Below are 19,843 nucleotides of genomic sequence, written 5' to 3'. Positions count from 1 at the left end.
CCACTATCTACACTCCGCAAGAATTTCCAACACTGCATTCACGACACGATCTGCATCATCATTGTTCATATCTGGAAAAAGGGGTAACGAACAAAGTGTTGCCGAATTCCACTCAGATTCAGGCAGAGACAGCACTGGATAACGTTGCCGATAATATTGTTGTGTATGCACCGCTCTGAAATGTAATCCTGTGCCGATATTGCGTTCTTTTAAGCGCGTCATGAAAGTATCGCGGTCAATACCGCAAATACTTTGATCAACACGTACCATGAATAAATGATGAGAGTGCCAATGTTCATACTCAGGCACACTTAACATCTGTAAAGGGGTATCTTTAAGAGCAGAAGAATATCGCGCTACCAGCTCCCGGCGGCGGGCATTCATGGATGCTAATTTGCTTAGCTGGACAACCGCCACCGCCGCATGAATATCTGATAAATTGTATTTAAAGCCCGGTTCAATAACTTCTGCCTGAGGTTTCCTGCCCTGGATCTGCCGATCAAAAGCATCAACGGCCAACCCATGAAACTTCAAACAACGAACTCGCTGCGCAAGTTCATCATTATCTGTAACCAACATGCCACCTTCCGCACATGTCATGTTTTTGATGGCGTGGAAAGAAAAGATAGCCGTTCCCTGTTCACCAACCCATTCATTCTTATAGCGGGTTCCCACTGCATGAGCGGCATCTTCAATCAAGGGAATATCAGCTTCTTTAGCAACCGCACGCAAGGCATCAAGATCACAGGGCGCACCTGCATAGTGGACAGGGATAATTGCTTTGGTTTTCGGTGTAATAGCCTGTTTAATCGTTTTGGCATTAACCATCAGAGTATCACGATCCACATCGACCATGACTGGTTCAGCACCTAACAGGCAAATCATATTGATAGTAGAAACCCAGGTTTGGGAAGGAGTGATTACTTCATCACCAGATCCAATACCTAACGCCAGCAAGGCCAGATGCATTCCCGCCGTAGCAGAATACAAAGCTATCGCATGTCTGCAACCAAACATCCGAGCAAAATCCTGTTCTAACTGCTGATTTTGTGGCCCTGTTGTAATCCAGCCTGAACGTAAAACTTTCTCTACTGCTTTGATCTCTTCATTCCCAATTGATGGACGAGAGAATGGTAAAAAGTTATCCATAATCGCCTTGTGTAGCCTGATTTATTTTATGATGAAAAACATTCACTAAACAAAATAACAACAAGCAAACAAATTCAAGGGCAATCAACACACCCAAAAAGAAAGCAATCAATTAAGGTGATTTTCTATTTATGAAAATTAAGTATGATCGACCCTCCATAATTTATAGTTATTATTTTTGATATGTCTAATGTTTATTTCAAAAATTTCAGATAAATTAATTTCATTCATAATACTCCGTGGAATACCCGACATAAATAATTTACCGCGTAAAAGTAACCATACATTACTAGCCTGTTCGTAAGTGTGATTAAGATCGTGGCTACTCAATAAAACAGAACCACCTAATGTACAAAACTGGTTAATTAATTTATCTAAAATAGCTTGTTGGGTGATATCAAGGTTATTAGTTGGTTCATCAAGAAGTAATAATTTCCCATCTGAATTCAATTCAGGCCATACCTGCAAAAAAGCACCAGCCAACCTGACCCGCTGCCATTCTCCTCCCGATAATTGCCCAATTGTTGAAGACAGTAATGTGGTCAATTTCAGTTGCCGACAAAGTTCATATAACACCTCTTCTCCTTCAGACAATCGTGCCAACTCAGGGCGGTACATATCCAAATATTGAAAAACAGGCATAACAGGAGCTGAAGCAGATTGAGAGAACCATGCCCGGCATTGCGCTAATTCACTTTGTCGATAATCACGCAATTCTTTGCCATTGATATAAATATTGCCACCGTGAGGCAAAACTCCGGCAATTGCTGCAAGTAAAGTGCTTTTTCCTGAACCGTTCAACCCAACTAAGTGAACTTTCTCGCCAGCCTTTACTGATGCAGACAGTGAGGCCAGCCTGTTACTGACCGTGATATTATCCAATACTAAAAGTGGTCGATGAGTCATGCTATCTTCCCTACTCTTTTATTTCTTTGTTATTCTCTTCGTGCCTTTCCGTAATCTACCAGGTCATTCATTAATACCTAATGCATAGTTATGATGAACATGTAGCTATGTCCGGGGTGTTTTTAATAACAGCCAGATAAAAACGGGGGCTCCCAACGTTACTGTAACAACACCGATCGGTACTTCAGCATGGGATAAAGATAAACGAGAAATTAAATCTGCCAACAGCAAGCAACTCCCTCCCGCCAATGTACAGGTTGGTAGTAAAGTCTTATGATCCGTAAGACCAAGCAGCCTCAAAATATGGGGAAGCACCAAACCGATAAAACTGATCGCTCCGGCAAGGGCAACACTTAAACCAACCAATAATCCCACTGCCGATACAAATAAATTACGCCATTTATTATGAGATATACCCAATTGTTGCGCCTGCAATTCCCCCAGGGAGAGATAATTAAGTATCTTCCCGGTTCCGCTTAACCAGAAAATAACAGGGATCAGTGCGATCACCAGCCATATCTGCCGCCAATCAATACCGCTAAAACTACCCATCATCCAGTACATCAATTGGCGCAAGTCCAGACTGGTGCTGAAATAAACCATCCATGTCATCATAGCTCCGAATACAACACCGAAAGCTACGCCAATTAATAATAAGCGTGCATTAGTCACCCGGTGCCTTTTAGAGAAAGCGAATAAAATCGTGGTCATAAGTAGTGCGCCTAAAACTGCACCGGTACTTAATATCCACAATGGAGCAATACCATGAAAAACAAGGATCAAAAAAACAACCACGACTCCCGCACCATTACTAATTCCTAATAGTCCGGGTTCAGCCAATGGATTTTCAAATAATGCCTGCATAACTGCACCAGACGCCGCCAAACTTGCACCAACGGCAAACACCGCCAGTGCTCTGGGCAATCTTAATTGCCAAATAAAAAGCCGTGCAGGATCAGACAACCATTGATTGGGCCAGAACCATATTTCCCCGGCACACAGTGATAAAATAAACAGCACAATTGACAAAGCGAATAAAAAAATCATCATCCGATAATCACGTTTTCTCTGGCGTGTGATCAATTCAGTGACAGAAAGTGTCGATAAAGAGTGTGTAGGTAACATGAAGAGTGAAATTATTCAGAATGGAAAATAAGAAAAAAGACCGCTTAATGGCGGTCTTTTTATGCATTATTCTTTTGGTAAAGCTCTTTCTACCCGACTTTTCAACTTCTGCCCCGGGCGAAAAGTGACAACTCGGCGAGCAGTAATTGGAATATCCTCGCCTGTCTTCGGGTTACGGCCTGGACGTTGGTTTTTATCTCTCAAATCAAAGTTGCCAAATCCAGATAACTTAACCTGCTCCCCATTCTCCAAAGAACGACGCACTTCTTCAAAGAATATTTCCACTAGATCTTTAGCGTCACGTTTGCTAATACCCAGTTTTTCAAACAGATTTTCTGACATTTCAGCTTTAGTAAGCGCCATAAGTTCAGTCCCTCAAGGATGCTTGGAATCGCTGTTCTAATGCAGCAACGCATTTGTTAACGGTCGCAGCAATCTCTTCTTCTTCCAGTGTACGCGAGGTATCCTGCAAGATTAAGCTAATAGCAAGGCTTTTACAGCCTTCCGCGACACCTTTACCACAATACACGTCAAATAAGTTTATGCCAACTATATGATTTATGCCAACTTTCTTACATTCAACCAGAATATCTTCTGCGGCTACATTTTCAGGCACAACTATCGCGATATCACGGCGATTGGATGGGAAGCGAGAAACTTCCTTCATTTCTGGAATTATGCGGTCCGCAAGGTTGGCCCACAACAATTCGAATACCACGGTGCGGCCATTCAAGTCAAGTTTACGTTCCAGCTCTGGATGAACAACCCCAATATAACCAATGTAATTATTTCCCAGATAAATCCCAGCACTTTGTCCGGGATGCAAAGCAGGATGTTCTTCTGCTTTAAAAGAAATCTCGGATAGTTTACCCGTCATTTCTAAAACAGATTCTAAATCACCTTTCAGATCAAAGAAGTCAACTGCTTGTTTTTCAATCAACCAGTGTTCATCGAAACGATTTCCGGCAATTACACCACCAAGCATCAATTCCTGCCGAATTCCATATTCTGCGCTTTCATCAGGTACAAAACGTAGACCTGTTTCAAATAATCGAACTCTATTCTGTTGACGGTTCTGATTATACGCAACAGTAGTCAATAATCCTGTCAACAAAGACAGACGCATTGCAGACATATCAGCTGAAATTGGATTTGGCAGGATCAATGCTTCTTGCTGTGGGTGCAAATATTGCTGGATCTTAGGATCAACAAAACTATAGGTAATAGCTTCCTGATAACCTTTGTCCACCAGCATGGTTTTTACACGTTTCAGGGATAAATCCGCTTCACGATGTGAAATCATTACCAAATCAGCACGTACAGGTACATCAGGGATATTGTTATAACCATAAATACGGGCAACTTCTTCAACCAGATCTTCTTCAATCTGCATATCGAAACGCCAGCTTGGTGCAACTGTTTCCCAACTATCATTATGTTCTGTTACCTGACAACCTAAACGTGCCAGAATATCCGTTACTTGTTCATCAGCAATATGATGGCCAATCAAACGATTCAATTTGCTGCGGGTCAGAGTAATAGTTGCTGGCTTCGGCAGATGAGATTCACTGGTAACATCGATGATCTCACCAGCTTCCCCACCACAAATAGCAGTCAATAACTGAGTCGCATATTCCATCGCTTTGTATTGAAGCTGTGGATCAACGCCTCGTTCAAAACGATGAGAAGCATCTGTATGCAGGCCATAACGACGGGCACGACCTGTAATTGCCAATGGTGCAAAGAAAGCACTCTCCAGCAGAATATGCTGAGTTTCAGCATTAACTCCAGAATATTCGCCGCCGAAAATACCTGCGATTGCAAGTGGTTGCTTTTCATCAGCAATGACAAGAGTATCAGCAGAAAGTTCCGCTTGATTACCATCTAGCAGTGTTAATTTTTCACCCTGCTCTGCCATACGCACGATAATTGAACCGCTTAGACGTTCTAAATCGAATGCGTGCAATGGTTGACCCAATTCAAGTAATACATAATTGGTCACATCAACAACAGGATCAATAGAACGAATACCACCACGACGCAGCTTTTCACGCATCCATAATGGTGTCACTGCCTTAACATTAACATTCTTGATAACTCGTCCCAGATAACGTGGGCAAGCTTCTGGTGCATCAACACGGATAGGGAATGTCGCATCTGTAGATGATTTAACAGATTCGATTTCTGGCTGAGTCATTGACAGTTTATTGATAACAGCAACATCACGTGCAACACCCTGAATGCTCAAGCAATCAGCACGGTTAGGTGTAATGCTGATTTCAATCGCATTATCATCCAGCTTCATGTAATCACGTAAGTCGGAGCCAATTGACGCATCCGCAGGCAGTTCGATGATACCATCCTGATCACTGGCAATTCCCAGTTCGGAAAATGAACAAAGCATACCTTCTGATGGTTCACCACGTAATTTGGCAGCTTTTATTTTGAAATCACCCGGTAGTACAGCGCCAACAGTAGCAACAGCTACACGAAGCCCCTGACGACAATTTGGCGCACCACAGACAATATCCAACAGGCGATCGCCACCTACATTGACTTTTGTAACGCGCAATTTATCCGCATTCGGATGCTGAGCACACTCAACAACTTCACCAACAAAAACACCGTGGAATTGACCCGCTACTTTTTCAACACCATCAACTTCCAAACCTGCCATGGTGATTTGATCAGACAATTCTTCACTGCTGATAGCAGGATTCGCCCACTCGCGTAACCAGAGTTCACTGAATTTCATGAGATATTCCCGCCTTATTTAAACTGTTTAAGGAAGCGCAGATCATTTTCGAAGAAAGCACGCAGATCGGTAACGCCGTAACGCAGCATAGTCAAGCGTTCCATTCCCATACCAAAGGCAAAGCCAGAATAAACTTCAGGATCAATACCTACATTACGCAATACGTTCGGATGCACCATGCCACAGCCTAATACTTCCAACCACTTGCCGTTTTTCCCCATCACATCAACTTCTGCGGATGGCTCAGTAAATGGAAAATAAGACGGACGGAAACGAACTTGCATATCTTCTTCAAAGAAATTGTTCAAAAAATCATGTAGCGTACCTTTCAGATTGGTGAAGCTGATATTTTTATCAACAATCAACCCTTCTATCTGATGAAACATTGGCGAGTGTGTCTGATCATAATCATTTCGGTATACACGGCCAGGAGCAATAATGCGGATCGGCGGCTGACGATCTTTCATTGTACGAATCTGTACCCCTGAGGTTTGTGTGCGCAGCAAACGCGTTGCATCAAACCAGAAAGTATCATGATCAGCACGAGCCGGATGATGCGAAGGAATATTCAGGGCATCAAAGTTATAATAGCTGTCTTCAATTTCCGGGCCTGATTCAACAGAAAAGCCCAACTCACCAAAGAAAGTCTCGATTCGTTCAATCGTGCGAGTGACAGGATGTAATCCGCCATTTTCCATACGACGGCCAGGCAATGAAACATCAATTTTCTCTGCTGCCAAACGGGCATTCAGGACATCCGCTTCCAATTTGGCCTTACGTGCATTCAAAGCTTCCTGGACTTCTTGTTTTGCCTGATTAATAACAGCCCCTGCTGCTGGACGTTCCTCGGCAGACAAGTCACGCAGCGATGACATCTGGAGAGTTAAATGGCCTTTTTTTCCCAGGTATTCAACTCGCACCAAATCCAACGCGGCAACATCCTGGGCTTCTTCCACGGCTGCTTTTGCCTTTGCAACCAGCTCAGTAAGATGTGACATCGTTTTCCTCTTCCTTCGGCCAGATGGCCTTTTAGTTGTTATCGACTATGCCCTCATCAATATGTGTATATCTGTAAATGAGGTCATAGAAATAAAAAAGCCTCCATACCGGAGGCTCAAGCGCTGTTTTTCGTTTCTTTTCTTACGCGCAAAGCCCCCTGATTTTAGGTGCTAAAGTAAAAAAAGAAACGAAAAAAGGCTAATTTCATCATTTTTATTCTCTCTCCTATATCATTTTTAAGCCGGCTATTTTCACCTGACCAGCAAACTTGACTAATAGTAAGCATATTTTTGAAAAAAGTAAAAGAGGGAGCGTTGCTCCCTCTTCTAACCTGACTTATGCCAGAGCGCCCTTCGCTTTTTCAACCAGAGCAGCAAATGCTACTTTGTCGAATACAGCGATATCAGCCAGAATCTTACGGTCAATTTCAATCGAAGCCTTTTTCAGACCGTTGATGAAACGGCTGTAAGACATGCCGTTCTGACGTGCAGCAGCGTTGATACGAGCAATCCACAGTTGACGGAATTGACGTTTACGCTGACGGCGGTCACGGTAAGCGTACTGACCAGCTTTGATAACAGCCTGGAAAGCAACACGATAAACGCGCGAACGAGCACCGTAGTAACCTTTCGCTTGTTTCAAAATTTTCTTGTGACGTGCACGGGCAATAACACCACGTTTTACGCGAGCCATATACTTCTCCTATCGTCTCTGAGTTCTAATCTAAAAAATTGCTTATGCGTATGGCAGACAAGCAACAACCAGGCCCAGATCACCTTTGGAGACCATGCCTTTTGGACGTAAATGACGTTTACGCTTAGTTGATTTTTTAGTCAGAATGTGACGAAGGTTAGCGTGCTTACGCTTGAAACCGCCGCTTGCAGTTTTCTTGAAGCGTTTAGCTGCGCCGCGTACTGTTTTAATCTTTGGCATTTTAATATCCACTTCGCATTGTTAATTACAACGAACTAGTAAGGCGAATAGACTCCATCCAAATGGTTAGAGCCTATTACTTGTCTGCCTGACTATTTCTTCTTAGGAGCGAGCACCATGATCATCTGGCGGCCTTCGATCTTCGATGGGAAGGATTCGACTACAGCCAGTTCACTCAGATCGTCACGAATGCGGTTAAGCATTTCGATACCAATCTGCTGATGCGCCATTTCACGTCCACGGAAACGCAGAGTGATTTTGGCTTTATCGCCATCTTCCAGAAAACGAACCAGGTTGCGTAGTTTGACCTGATAGTCGCCTTCATCTGTACCAGGACGGAATTTAATTTCCTTGACCTGAATAACCTTTTGTTTCTTTTTCTGTTCTTTGATTGACTTACTCTTCTCATAGAGGAACTTGCCGTAATCCATGATACGACAAACCGGCGGTTCGGCATTTGGGCTGATTTCCACCAAATCAACACCAGCTTCCTCAGCTTTTTCAAGAGCTTCCCTCAGACTGACAATACCAATCTGTTCGCCATCTAACCCAGTTAAACGAACTTCAGAGGCGCGAATCTCTTCATTAATGCGATTTGGGCGCGCCGGTTGAATTCTTTTTCCGCCTTTAATACCTTATTCCTCCAATTGACGAAGATTACGACTACGTATTTCTGTCAGTAGTTTCTCTGTAAACTCACTGACATCTATGCTACCTAAATCCTTGCCTCGGCGGGTACGAACGGAAACTTTTCCTGACTCGACCTCTTTATCACCACAGACAAGCATATAAGGCACTCGACGCAGAGTGTGTTCGCGAATTTTAAAGCCAATCTTCTCGTTTCTCAAGTCTGCTTTTGCACGAATGCCTGCATCTTGAAGTTTTTTAACCAATTCCTGTACATAATCTGACTGACCATCCGTAATATTCATGACAACTACCTGTTGAGGTGCCAGCCATGTTGGGAAGAACCCAGCATACTCTTCTGTCAGAATACCGATGAACCGTTCAAGGGAACCAAGAACAGCACGATGGATCATTACAGGAACCTTACGTTCGTTATTTTCACCGACATATGACGCACTCAAACGCGCTGGCAGTGAAAAATCTAGCTGCACAGTACCACATTGCCACGCACGATCCAAACAATCATACAAAGTAAATTCAATTTTAGGGCCATAAAACGCACCTTCACCAGGCTGATATTCAAATTCAATACCATTCATTTTCAGCGCTTCTGCGAGATCAGCTTCCGCTTCATCCCACTGTTTTTCAGTACCAATGCGTTTTTCCGGACGAGTCGATAGCTTAACAACAATCTTCTCAAAACCGAATGTAGCGTATACATCATAAATCATTTTGATGCAGTTGCTGACTTCTTGCAGGATCTGCTCTTCAGTACAGAAAACATGAGCATCATCCTGAGTAAAACCGCGGACACGCATCAAACCATGTAATGCACCTGAAGGCTCATTACGATGACAACTACCGAACTCAGCCATACGCAGAGGCAGATCACGGTAGGATTTTAACCCTTGGTTGAAAATCTGGACGTGGCCAGGGCAGTTCATCGGTTTTACGCAGTATTCACGGTTTTCCGATGATGTGGTGAACATGTTCTCTTTATAGTTTTCCCAGTGCCCGGTTTTTTCCCACAAGATGCGGTCCATCATGAATGGGCCTTTGACTTCCTGATATTGGTACTCTTTCAATTTGACACGAACAAAAGTTTCCAGCTCACGGAAAATAGTCCAACCGTCATTGTGCCAGAATGCCATACCCGGCGCTTCTTCCTGCATATGGTATAAATCAAGCTGCTTACCAATTTTACGATGGTCACGTTTTGCAGCTTCTTCCAGACGCAACAAATAAGCGTTAAGCTGTTTTTTATCCGCCCATGCAGTACCATAAATACGTTGCAACATTTTGTTATCGCTGTTGCCGCGCCAATATGCACCTGCAACTTTCTGCAATTTGAAATGATGACAAAAACGCATGTTAGGTACGTGAGGGCCGCGGCACATATCCACGTACTCTTCATGATGATACAGGCCAGGGCGATCATCACGGCTGATATTTTCATCCAGAATCTGGATTTTATACTCTTCACCACGAGCCGCAAAAGTATCACGGGCTTCCTGCCAAGTGACTCTTTTCTTGATAACATCATAGTCTTTCTTGGCAAGTTCCAACATGCGTTTCTCAAGCAGCTCAATATCTTCCTGCGTCAAAGAGCGATCTAAATCGATATCGTAATAGAAACCGTTGTCAATCACAGGACCAATTGCCATTTTCGTATTAGGCCACAATTGCTTGATTGCATGCCCCAATAAATGAGCACATGAATGGCGGATGATTTCCAGACCTTCTTCATCTTTACTGGTGATGATAGCAAGAGTGGAATCGGTTTCGATTAATTCACATGTATCCACCAATTCGCCATTAACACGACCAGCAATACACGCTTTTGCCAAACCAGCCCCGATATCGCGAGCAACATCCATCACAGAGACGGCATGCTCAAACTGACGCTGACTACCGTCAGGAAGAGTAATTACAGGCATTTAAAATCCTTATCTACAGTGGTGACCCACACGAAAGATCACTTGTATGAAATATTTTACCTTAAAGTTCAATACGTTAATTACGGGCACTTGCTGCACCATGCAAGTTATGTACACAGTTAAGTACACAAAATTACAAACGACTCATGTACACCGCCTTAACTCGGGAGAGGATGTTATCACCCATATCATTTAGCAACAAATAAAAAGAACAACATAAGAATTATCATTCTATTAACACAATTCTTTTCGCCAAATAAGGCAGCAAATTTCGTTATGATTTCTCAGCTTCAACCATTGAACATTAATTATCCAACTTATGTTTAGCTAATTCCGTATTTATTCTCTTTATTCGTCTGGGAGATACACTCAATGTTAAAAAGCAAATGCCTAACAACTCTAAGATGATAACGAGGCATATCATCACCAGAAACTCCAAACTGGAGATATTTGGATTATCGATATACAGGGTTTTAAAAACGATGAAAATCATTAAAGCAAAAATAACGATAGACATTAACTTTTCAATCCAATAAGTTACCACATAAGAAGCGTCAATCTTTATCTTTGCAATATCTGCATTCACTATCACATATCTTTTCAATCTTCTAATATCGAATATATAACCTGATTCAATGCCGAGAGCAGCGAGCTTTATGACCAGGTGTCTAAGTTCCTTTGATTTAATCCTGGTTACTTTAAACATAATCTCAGAAGTAATAATGTTTTTGATATATTTTTTATCTTCCTGACTCAGATATTCATCATATTTTTCAAGATAATCAATATTGTTTGTTAGCCTCCTATTTCTCAAGAAATTTAAACTGCTATAGAAATTTTTAAGCATTATCCAAATTCCGCCAAGAAATGCAGTTAAAGCAGACAATATTGATGCTATCGCAGAATAGTTTCTTATTGACCAATCAAGCAAATCATCAAACATACATTCACCATCATAGTTTAATCAGATGACTATAGTATGAACGTCATATTCAAATTTTTCTCTTTCATATTATCTTTTACTGACAGCATTCATTCTGTTTACATGGAGCTATACTTATGTAAAAAACCACCTGTATAGCAGATAGTTTAGGGATAACAATGTAACATAATTTATCTATTTTTATCGGGCTTACCGTCATGCTCATCAAATATCTGCTCAGGAGGAAAATCCCATCCTCTACTTATAGTTTTTTGATATTCCTGGTTCAGTGGATACCAAATTTTATGTTCAGGTTTACTTTTCTCTCCTACAACCAGTAAACTGACTTCTGAATCAGTATTATTAATTACTGTATGACAAATTCCTGTACCCGCAGGAAACCCAACCGCATCCCCAGGTTCTAATCGATATAACTTTCCATTAATCCATACATCGGGAGTTCCTTCGAGGACATATACAAACTCTTCTTCATCTCTCTCTGCGTGAGGATAGGACGTTCTGCGACCAGGCAATACACGTTCATGATGAATACCTATTTTCTTTAGTGTCCCAGAGATTCACCAAGAGAAGAACCTATAGTGAATATTTCATCGCTATCAGAATATCCTAGTCCCTCTTCCTCTTCATTTTGTGTCCAGTGTTGGATACACTCAGGCCTTCTATTTTTTTGTTTTAATGACATTACTTTTCCTAATCAATAATTGTTGATAGTAAGATAATTAAATTATTTTATTCCAATAACTATGTTTAACTAACATAGTTTCTCCTATTTCAAACCCCAATTCGGAAATAAATCGCCTCGTATAATAATTTAATATATTTACTTATAAATTATTTTGATATGCTTCCATCTCCGTTACTCTACAGAACTCTTGAAGCCTAAAGATATTAATATCTTCGAAGGTAAATCCTCGATATATCGTTAATAACCAAATCTATTTATCTTTTATATATGTTAACAGAATACAAGTAATAAACTGCATTTTCTACTTACGGAAAAAATAAAACAAAACTAAAGTCTTCTGTCAATTTCATCAACACAATAAATACTCAAAACATATTAAAAATCACACTACTCTAAGGCACGATAAGCATTCTTCACTTTCCATAAATAACGAGGTGCTTGCGGTGCAGGGTGATTATTCTGAACATATTGATAAAATTCATCCGGAGTCATTCGGTTAATTTTATTAATCGCCAGAGTACGATTGGAGTCAAAGGCTCGCAGTAGTGCCCCTGCACCATTAACATAAGCGACTATCGTCGCATAATATAAAGTTTCAGGATGGATAATCCCTTCCAAGTGCTGCTTTTTCAAGATACTGATATAAGCAGTGCCAAGATCAATATTAGTTTTAGGATCTTTCAATTCTCGTATCGTTGGTTGCCCCGGTTTCCCTTTCAATCGATAGGCATCCCGTCCTGCTGTAGAGGCCTTAATCTGCATCAATCCAACCGCATTAGATCTACTGATAACTTCTGGACGGAAACCGGATTCCACCTGGATAATTGCCTTGATCAAAGTTTCATCAACACCATAACGCTTTGCAGCTTGCTCAATAATCTCATCAAATGGCGTTGTTCTGGTTCGATTTGTCAATTTACCAGAACCCAAAACAACATTATTACCACTGAATATTCCTTTAGGCGATGGACTATGATTCTTTACTTGATGAGATTCCTGACTGGCACAGCCCGTTAACAATATTGCCAGAAAAATATAAGCATGAATAAAATTTAGTCTCACGAAAATCCTCCTGAACTAAAATTAACCTTATAAAGCATATATAATTTTTTAAATAAAATAAAAATATTTTTATATATCTCATCAAAATAAATTGAAGTCGTTATATCCAATAAACTTCAAAACACTAGACAATGTGCTGTTTTTTTGTTCGCATAGTAATTCCAAAAACGGGAAGAAAATTCAGGAAGGTCTACAAAATTATCCTCCATATGACAGCGTCACCTTGACTTTACAAAGGTGATACTGATAATCATTATCAATAATTACAGACATAAAAAATAAGGTTTACGCTAATGAACAAAAAACATTCGCTCTCTGCACTCCCGATACTCAGTATAGTCGTTGCTCTCTTCTCGATTATTCTATTCAGCCAACAGGCCCATGCTGATAAAAAATTCAGGGTCGTTACTACATTTACTATTATTCAAGACATGGCTCAAAATATCGCAGGCGATGCAGCGATTGTAGAGTCAATCACAAAACCCGGAGCAGAAATTCACGATTATCAACCCACCCCAAAAGATATTATTAAAGCGAAGCGAGCAGATCTAATCCTCTGGAATGGCCTGAATCTTGAACGTTGGTTTGAACGCTTTTTCGAAAATATGCAGGATATTCCTGTTGCAGTGATTACCGAAGGCATTACACCGCTTCCAATCCGTGAAGGACCTTACAATCAAAATCCCAATCCACATGCCTGGATGTCCCCGAACAATGCGTTAATCTACATTGAAAATATTCGCAAAGCCTTAGTCAAACACGATCCAGCGAATGCAGATACTTACAATCGCAATGCAAAAATCTATGCCGATAAGATAGCCAAACTGGATGTACCACTAAGAGAGCGCCTTTCTCGTATTCCCGAAAATGAGCGTTGGTTAGTAACCAGTGAAGGCGCTTTTAGCTATCTCACTCAGGATTATGGTTTCAAAGAAGTCTATTTATGGCCGATCAATGCTGAAGCCCAAGGCACACCACAGCAGGTTCGCCATGTCATTGATACTATGATGAAACATAAGATCCCTGTTATCTTCAGTGAAAGTACTGTTTCAGATAAGCCAGCAAAACAAGTCAGTAAAGAGACCGGTGCTCGTTACGGCGGGGTGCTTTATGTTGACTCTCTTTCTACATCAAAAGGCCCAGTGCCGACATATATTGACCTACTGAATACGACAGTAGACACCATCGCAAAAGGATTTAATCAATGAGAAACACATCGTCACTATTTGAACATCCACATTTATTGGTTAATAACGCTACTGTTACTTACAACAATGGACATACTGCAATCTACGATGCCTGTTTCGATATTAAAGGCGGCACAATCTGTGCGTTAGTCGGTATGAACGGTAGTGGAAAATCCACATTGTTTAAAACCATTATGGGATTAGTGACACCTTCTCAAGGAAAAGTGACTCTCAATGCCCAATCCATTAAAACAGCATTGAAACAAAATATCATCGCATACGTTCCACAAACCGAAGATGTTGACTGGAATTTTCCGGTTCTGGTTTCTGATGTTGTGATGATGGGACGCTATGGAAAAATGGGGTTCCTACGCAGGCCGAGTAAAATTGACCATCAAATCGTGAATAACTCACTTGAACGTGTCGGGTTGATTGAACTACGCGATCGCCAAATTGGTGAGCTTTCCGGCGGACAGAAAAAACGTGCATTTCTGGCACGAGCACTGGCTCAGGAAGGAAAAGTTCTGCTACTGGATGAACCTTTTACCGGAGTAGATGTTAAGACAGAAAACGCTATTATCGATTTACTCCGTGATTTACGTGATGAAGGGCACTTAATCTTAGTGTCAACACATAACCTCGGTAGTGTTCCCGAATTTTGCGACCACGTTATTTTGATTAATCGAACAGTCCTGGCCAGTGGCCCAACTGAAACAACATTCACTCAGAAGAATCTGGAAATGACATTTGACGGTGTCTTACGCCATGTCAATCTTTCTGGGCCCGAACTCCATGATGATGATGACCCACGCTCCCTCACTGTCATTACCGATGACGAACGTGCCGCCGTATTTTATGGTCATAACCATCATGTTCCTCCACGACAAAATCAAAAACAGAAGGACAGCCAGCCATGATGGAAGTATTGTTACAACCGTTTAATTATAACTACATGGTTAAGGCCATGTGGGTAAGTGCTATTGTCGGTGCTGTCTGTGCTTTTTTATCAGCTTATTTAATGTTGAAAGGTTGGTCGTTGATGGGGGATGCACTCTCCCACTCTGTTGTACCCGGTGTTGCCGGTGCATATGCTCTTGGCTTACCTTATGCCGGAGGCGCTTTTTTTACCGGTATGCTTGCAGCATTATCAATGACACTGGTTCGTCACATCACACGATTACGTGAAGATGCAGTGATCGGTTTTATCTTTTCCACCTTTTTTGCCGCCGGGTTATTAATCGTTTCTTTAAATCCGACTTCTGTCAATGTGCAGACGATTATTCTCGGCAATATTCTGGGTATTGCTGATAAAGATGTTTTACAAGTAGAAATTATTATTGCCGTATCCTTCGTTATCCTCATGCTGCTCTGGAAAGATCTGCTGGTCGTTTTCTTTGATGAAGTCCATGCCCGATCTATCGGGTTATCACCATTACGCCTGAAAATTATTTTCTTTACCTTATTAAGTGCCTGTACTGTTGCTGCTTTACAAACAGTAGGAGCCATCCTGGTTATTGCTATGGTAGTCACTCCCGGAGCAACGGCCTATTTGCTGACAGATCGTTTTAAACACTTACTTATCATTTCGGTTGCTATTGGCTCACTAACAAGTTGTGTAGGCGCTTATATCAGCTATTTCCTCAACGGCGCAACCGGCGGTGTGATCGTCACAATACAAACTCTGATTTTCTTGTTGGCTTTCTTTTTTGCACCTAAGCATGGCATGTTAGCTTCTCGCAAACGAGCCAGAAAAGAATCTCAGGCATTAACTCAAGGAGGACACCATGAGTACACTAATTGAACTCATCACGGAACCCTTTCTGCATGATTTCATGCAACGCGCTATTTTTGCGGCTATCGTGGTCGGTACAGTCTGCGCAGTACTATCATGTTATTTAGTGCTAAAAGGCTGGTCATTGATGGGAGATGCCATCTCTCACGCCGTATTACCGGGTATCGTTCTGGCATTTGTCGCAGGTATACCACTTGCAATCGGTGCTTTCCTGTCAGGAATATTCTGTGCATTCGCCACCGGATATCTGAAAGAACACAGCAGGATAAAAGAAGATACCGTAATGGGTGTTGTGTTTTCTGGCATGTTTGCATTTGGGTTAGTACTTTTTACCCGTATAGATACGGAACAACATCTGACCCATATTCTGTTCGGCAGTATACTCGGAATTACCGAAAATGAATTGATCCAGACATTCTGCATTGCAGGGTTCACGCTGGCAGTTGTACTGCTGAAACGCAAAGACTTCATGCTCTATTGCTTCGACCCCAATCAAGCAAAAGTGGTTGGCCTGCCAGTAAAACTGCTCCACTATAGCTTGTTGTCCCTTTTGGCTCTAACCATTGTCGCTTCATTACAAGCCGTCGGTATTATTCTGGTCATTGCTATGCTGATATCCCCCGGCATTATTGCTTTTATTCTTTGCCGGAGTTTTGATCGAATGTTGATTGTCGCCATAATAGCATCTGTTTTATCAAGTGTCTTAGGCACAATAGTCAGCTTCCATATTGATGGTGAAACAGGACCATGCATTGTTATCATTCAGGCTATTTTCTTCACATTTGCCGTTATTTATGACCAAATAAAATTAGCCAGAAAAAAAATGCATAGAAAGTTGACCAGAGACATATTCTCTCCATCATTATGAGTCTTCAATAAAATCAAATTAAAGGGCTATATCTGATTTAAATATAGCCCTGTCAATTGCATTTAAATTTCTTTTTAATCTGTTCAATCGTTGGTTCTGTATGTACTATGAGCATCATAGTAATTGTCAACTTAATGAGGTGAGTCATGTGGCAAACTGTTAGCCGTCTATTAAGTGAACATTTTGGTGAAGCAGAAATCTGCAATCAGACGGAATTATCAGGAGGAGACATTCACCGCTCGTGGTCCATTGAGTATGGTGAACAACATATCTTTGTTAAATCCAACACGAAAGAGATGTTGACTGTTTTTAAAACAGAAGCAGAACAGCTGGAATTATTAGCACGTAGTAAAACAACGCGCATACCTGAAGTTTACGGTGTTGGGCATGATCGTAGTCATAGTTTTCTTATACTGGAATACCTTCCTATAAAACCATTCGATGCTCATAACGCGTATTGCTTTGGCCAACAACTTGCCAAGCTGCACCAATGGAATGAACAACCGAAATTCGGTTTTGATTTTGACAATATGCTTGGCACTACAATACAGCCTAATGGGTGGCAAAAACGCTGGAATCAATTTTACGCAGAAAAGCGCATTGGCTGGCAGTTACAACTTGCAGCAGACAAGGGAATGGTATTCGGGAATATCGATTCTATTGTCCAAAAAATCAGTGACAAACTGCATTCTCATCAACCTGAACCCTCTTTATTGCATGGCGATTTATGGCCAACAAATTGTGCATCATTAAACAACAATTGCGCCGTAGCATTTGATCCTGCATGTTATTGGGGAGATCGTGAATGTGACCTTGCTATGCTCCCTTTCTATCCTGAATTGCCTCTGCAAGTTCTTGACGGTTATCAAAGTGTTTGGCCATTGCCACCAGACTTTATTGAACGACAGCCACTTTATCAGCTCTATTATTTACTGAATCGCTGTAACCTTTTTGGTGGCGATAGTTTCATTGCCGTGCAAACCATAATCGATAATATATTATCTGAATAATCATTCAGACTATCTACATAATAAAGGAAAATTTCTTTTTTCAAGTCTAATTCAATGGTTAAAGTTAATAACTAGATTTTAATACCCTCAATTTACGAATATTATAACTACCCGATATCAGAGTGCTATTTTAGACAGTTCTCCGTTCTATTCTTGGATATACCAGTAAGCTGCAGAGCTAACTACTCTCGCAGCTATCTTATATATTACCAACCTAATAATTTCGATAAAAAATAGGCGATTGCGCCGATAATAATGGGTGATATATAAAGAATGAATATTTGGCTGAATAATGAATGGCGTGGAAATTCGATTTTAGCTTCCAACTGTTCCTTAGTTACACCGCTCTCTTTAGCTTTCTCAAGGACCATATGATCTTCAATTTGTTCCTTAATAAATTTGAATTGGCGGTATATCCTCAAACCAGATGCACTCATTGCCAAGCCAACAAACATCAGGAAATAGATAACCAAAAAACTGACATTTGCCCCTGTGATCATTGCCACATAGTCTGGAGTTGGAGAGTGCTTCCAAAAAAAATCCAAAAATGGTGTATTGAATTTGATCATTTCAGCCATCATTCTCAAAAAATCATTCAATACTGCATTAATGCCCTCACCTTTAACCTCATGTTGCCATATCAGGTTAGCCACTGAAACTAAAGTTGACAAAAAAGCGGGTACAAAAATAATCCATCCCAACAGCCGCTTCGCAATAGCGACATATCTTGCTTGATGATACGTCATTAATACTCCTCATGAGCATATACCCAATAAATTTCAAGTTATAACGCGACAGTAAGTGAACGAATCTCCAGAAGCATGGATAACTATTCTAGACAAAAATCAGTTAAATATTAGTGTTATATGTTAATAAATAAAAGATTTTTCTTGTTTACCCCTATTCAACTTATACAAAACCCTCTATACTAGCGCGAACTGTATGCATAAACAGCAATAAATATCAATATAACAAACAATTCAGTATAAATAATTATGACAGCAGAAGGGCATCTTCTCTTTTCAGTTGCCAGCCTTGTATTGGCTCATCAGCTAGAAATTACGCCAGAAATAGCACAGGGAGATTGGTTGCATATGCTTCCTGGTGTGCTTTTGGCTTCTTTATTACCTGATATTGATCATCCACATTCAACGTTAGGCAGGTTATTCCGTTTTATTTCCATTCCTATTGCACGACTTTGTGGGCATCGAGGATTCACACATAGCCTATTGGCACTAGTTGTTGGCATTATTCTCTTTCAGACCAAAATGCCTGCTGACTGGCCCATACCAACTGACTTTTTCCATGCCATGATCGTAGGCTATATCAGCCATTTGGTTGCAGATATGCTTACTCCAGCAGGTATCCCTCTCTTATGGCCACTAAAGATGCGTTTCCGAATCCCTATATTAAGGGGAAAAGAGCGCAAAAAAGCGGAACGATTTATAGCCGTTTTGATTGTAGCAATTGCTATTCTCATTCCACAGTACATCGATTTTTCGTTTATGCACTATTTAGACAAACTACCATTCGATAAACTGCCACTTGATAAGTTAAATATCGATAAATTACAAAATCTATATAAGTAATTGAGTTTATTTTTAATCAAACCACAGCCCCATTTAAAAGATGGGGAGTTAACTCAAAATATAAGTATTACTTTTTAATTTTTACTTATCATTTTCATCTTCAGCGTTGCTATTTTGTTAGTTATGTCCTCCTATTCTGATGTAACAATATGAATTATATTAATTATATAACACCAAGAAACCCATATATCACGCGGTAAATCTCTGCACATTGTTACCAAACCTGAACAAGGTGAAAATAAATTACATAAGCACATATAACTAATTGAACTAGCT

Annotated in this window: 20 protein-coding genes, 1 pseudogene and 1 other annotated feature; of the genes and pseudogenes, 6 read left to right on the top strand and 15 right to left on the bottom strand. The window is 40.8% G+C overall.

Annotation, left to right across the window (positions count from 1 at the left end; translation table 11 throughout):
- Window positions 1–3 precede the first annotated feature (3 nt).
- The 14 genes and pseudogenes from arnB to BDD26_RS13540 form a co-directional block, all read right to left on the bottom strand.
- Window positions 4–1,149, bottom strand: a complete 1,146-nt coding sequence (arnB, locus tag BDD26_RS13600; RefSeq protein ID WP_115826821.1) for a UDP-4-amino-4-deoxy-L-arabinose aminotransferase — start codon at window positions 1,147–1,149, stop codon at window positions 4–6.
- A gap of 138 nt (window positions 1,150–1,287) precedes the next feature.
- Complete coding sequence (gene btuD, locus BDD26_RS13595; protein WP_115826820.1) at window positions 1,288–2,055, bottom strand: vitamin B12 ABC transporter ATP-binding protein BtuD; 768 nt, start codon at window positions 2,053–2,055, stop codon at window positions 1,288–1,290.
- A gap of 105 nt (window positions 2,056–2,160) precedes the next feature.
- A complete protein-coding gene (gene btuC, locus BDD26_RS13590) occupies window positions 2,161–3,180 on the bottom strand; it encodes a vitamin B12 ABC transporter permease BtuC (RefSeq protein ID WP_051502192.1) in 1,020 nt (339 codons plus the stop codon).
- A 66-nt stretch (window positions 3,181–3,246) separates the two neighbouring features.
- Entirely contained in the window at window positions 3,247–3,543 is a 297-nt protein-coding gene (gene ihfA / locus BDD26_RS13585; RefSeq protein ID WP_038259542.1) for an integration host factor subunit alpha, read from the bottom strand.
- A 4-nt stretch (window positions 3,544–3,547) separates the two neighbouring features.
- Window positions 3,548–5,935 carry a phenylalanine--tRNA ligase subunit beta gene (gene pheT, locus BDD26_RS13580; protein ID WP_115826819.1) on the bottom strand — a complete coding sequence of 796 codons (2,388 nt, stop codon included), beginning with the start codon at window positions 5,933–5,935 and terminating at the stop codon, window positions 3,548–3,550.
- Between the two features lie 14 nt (window positions 5,936–5,949).
- Complete coding sequence (gene pheS / locus BDD26_RS13575) at window positions 5,950–6,933, bottom strand: phenylalanine--tRNA ligase subunit alpha (RefSeq protein WP_038259544.1); 984 nt, start codon at window positions 6,931–6,933, stop codon at window positions 5,950–5,952.
- Between the two features lie 90 nt (window positions 6,934–7,023).
- Window positions 7,024–7,148, bottom strand: a sequence feature (Phe leader region).
- The gene (gene pheM / locus BDD26_RS20845; protein ID WP_366301101.1) at window positions 7,098–7,142 is read right to left on the bottom strand and encodes a pheST operon leader peptide PheM; all 45 of its coding nucleotides are present in this window, start codon (window positions 7,140–7,142) and stop codon (window positions 7,098–7,100) included. Its footprint overlaps the feature before it by 45 nt.
- Window positions 7,149–7,270: 122 nt before the next feature.
- A complete protein-coding gene (rplT, locus tag BDD26_RS13570; protein ID WP_010847342.1) occupies window positions 7,271–7,627 on the bottom strand; it encodes a 50S ribosomal protein L20 in 357 nt (118 codons plus the stop codon).
- A 42-nt stretch (window positions 7,628–7,669) separates the two neighbouring features.
- Window positions 7,670–7,867, bottom strand: a complete 198-nt coding sequence (gene rpmI, locus BDD26_RS13565) for a 50S ribosomal protein L35 (protein ID WP_006118955.1) — start codon at window positions 7,865–7,867, stop codon at window positions 7,670–7,672.
- A 92-nt stretch (window positions 7,868–7,959) separates the two neighbouring features.
- The gene (infC, locus tag BDD26_RS13560; RefSeq protein ID WP_072021977.1) at window positions 7,960–8,499 is read right to left on the bottom strand and encodes a translation initiation factor IF-3; all 540 of its coding nucleotides are present in this window, start codon (window positions 8,497–8,499) and stop codon (window positions 7,960–7,962) included.
- A 3-nt stretch (window positions 8,500–8,502) separates the two neighbouring features.
- Window positions 8,503–10,431 (bottom strand): threonine--tRNA ligase, encoded by a 1,929-nt coding sequence (thrS, locus tag BDD26_RS13555; protein WP_115826818.1) that lies wholly within the window; start codon window positions 10,429–10,431, stop codon window positions 8,503–8,505.
- A gap of 304 nt (window positions 10,432–10,735) precedes the next feature.
- The gene (locus BDD26_RS13550) at window positions 10,736–11,374 is read right to left on the bottom strand and encodes a hypothetical protein (RefSeq protein ID WP_038259547.1); all 639 of its coding nucleotides are present in this window, start codon (window positions 11,372–11,374) and stop codon (window positions 10,736–10,738) included.
- 170 nt (window positions 11,375–11,544) lie between these two features.
- Window positions 11,545–12,056, bottom strand: a pseudogene (locus BDD26_RS13545) (cupin domain-containing protein).
- 390 nt (window positions 12,057–12,446) lie between these two features.
- On the bottom strand, window positions 12,447–13,121 hold the full coding sequence (locus tag BDD26_RS13540) for a transglycosylase SLT domain-containing protein (RefSeq protein ID WP_038265009.1): 675 nt from the start codon (window positions 13,119–13,121) through the stop codon (window positions 12,447–12,449).
- A gap of 293 nt (window positions 13,122–13,414) precedes the next feature.
- Here BDD26_RS13540 and BDD26_RS13535 point away from each other — a divergent pair, with 293 nt between their 5' ends.
- The 5 genes from BDD26_RS13535 to BDD26_RS13515 all read left to right on the top strand — a co-directional run bounded on the left by BDD26_RS13535 (window position 13,415) and on the right by BDD26_RS13515 (window position 17,978).
- The gene (locus BDD26_RS13535; RefSeq protein WP_115826817.1) at window positions 13,415–14,329 is read left to right on the top strand and encodes a metal ABC transporter substrate-binding protein; all 915 of its coding nucleotides are present in this window, start codon (window positions 13,415–13,417) and stop codon (window positions 14,327–14,329) included.
- Complete coding sequence (locus tag BDD26_RS13530; protein WP_115826816.1) at window positions 14,326–15,225, top strand: manganese/iron ABC transporter ATP-binding protein; 900 nt, start codon at window positions 14,326–14,328, stop codon at window positions 15,223–15,225. Before BDD26_RS13535 ends, BDD26_RS13530 begins: the two co-directional genes overlap by 4 nt.
- Window positions 15,222–16,109: a metal ABC transporter permease gene (locus BDD26_RS13525; RefSeq protein WP_115826815.1), complete on the top strand. Its 888-nt coding sequence runs from the start codon at window positions 15,222–15,224 to the stop codon at window positions 16,107–16,109. Before BDD26_RS13530 ends, BDD26_RS13525 begins: the two co-directional genes overlap by 4 nt.
- On the top strand, window positions 16,093–16,968 hold the full coding sequence (locus tag BDD26_RS13520; protein ID WP_115826814.1) for a metal ABC transporter permease: 876 nt from the start codon (window positions 16,093–16,095) through the stop codon (window positions 16,966–16,968). Before BDD26_RS13525 ends, BDD26_RS13520 begins: the two co-directional genes overlap by 17 nt.
- 146 nt (window positions 16,969–17,114) lie before the next feature.
- Window positions 17,115–17,978, top strand: coding sequence for a fructosamine kinase family protein (locus BDD26_RS13515; protein ID WP_115826813.1), 864 nt, complete (start codon window positions 17,115–17,117; stop codon window positions 17,976–17,978).
- A 206-nt stretch (window positions 17,979–18,184) separates the two neighbouring features.
- Here BDD26_RS13515 and BDD26_RS13510 read toward each other — a convergent pair whose 3' ends face one another.
- Window positions 18,185–18,724, bottom strand: coding sequence for a YniB family protein (locus BDD26_RS13510; protein WP_115826812.1), 540 nt, complete (start codon window positions 18,722–18,724; stop codon window positions 18,185–18,187).
- A 249-nt stretch (window positions 18,725–18,973) separates the two neighbouring features.
- On the opposite strand from BDD26_RS13510, the gene BDD26_RS13505 reads away from it, so the two are divergent.
- A complete protein-coding gene (locus BDD26_RS13505) occupies window positions 18,974–19,567 on the top strand; it encodes a metal-dependent hydrolase (RefSeq protein WP_038264971.1) in 594 nt (197 codons plus the stop codon).
- The last annotated feature ends 276 nt before the right edge of the window (window positions 19,568–19,843 follow it).

Origin of the sequence: Xenorhabdus cabanillasii (assembly GCF_003386665.1) — a bacterium.
Lineage (GTDB): Bacteria > Pseudomonadota > Gammaproteobacteria > Enterobacterales > Enterobacteriaceae > Xenorhabdus > Xenorhabdus cabanillasii.
This window is presented reverse-complemented; position numbering and strand designations above follow the sequence as displayed.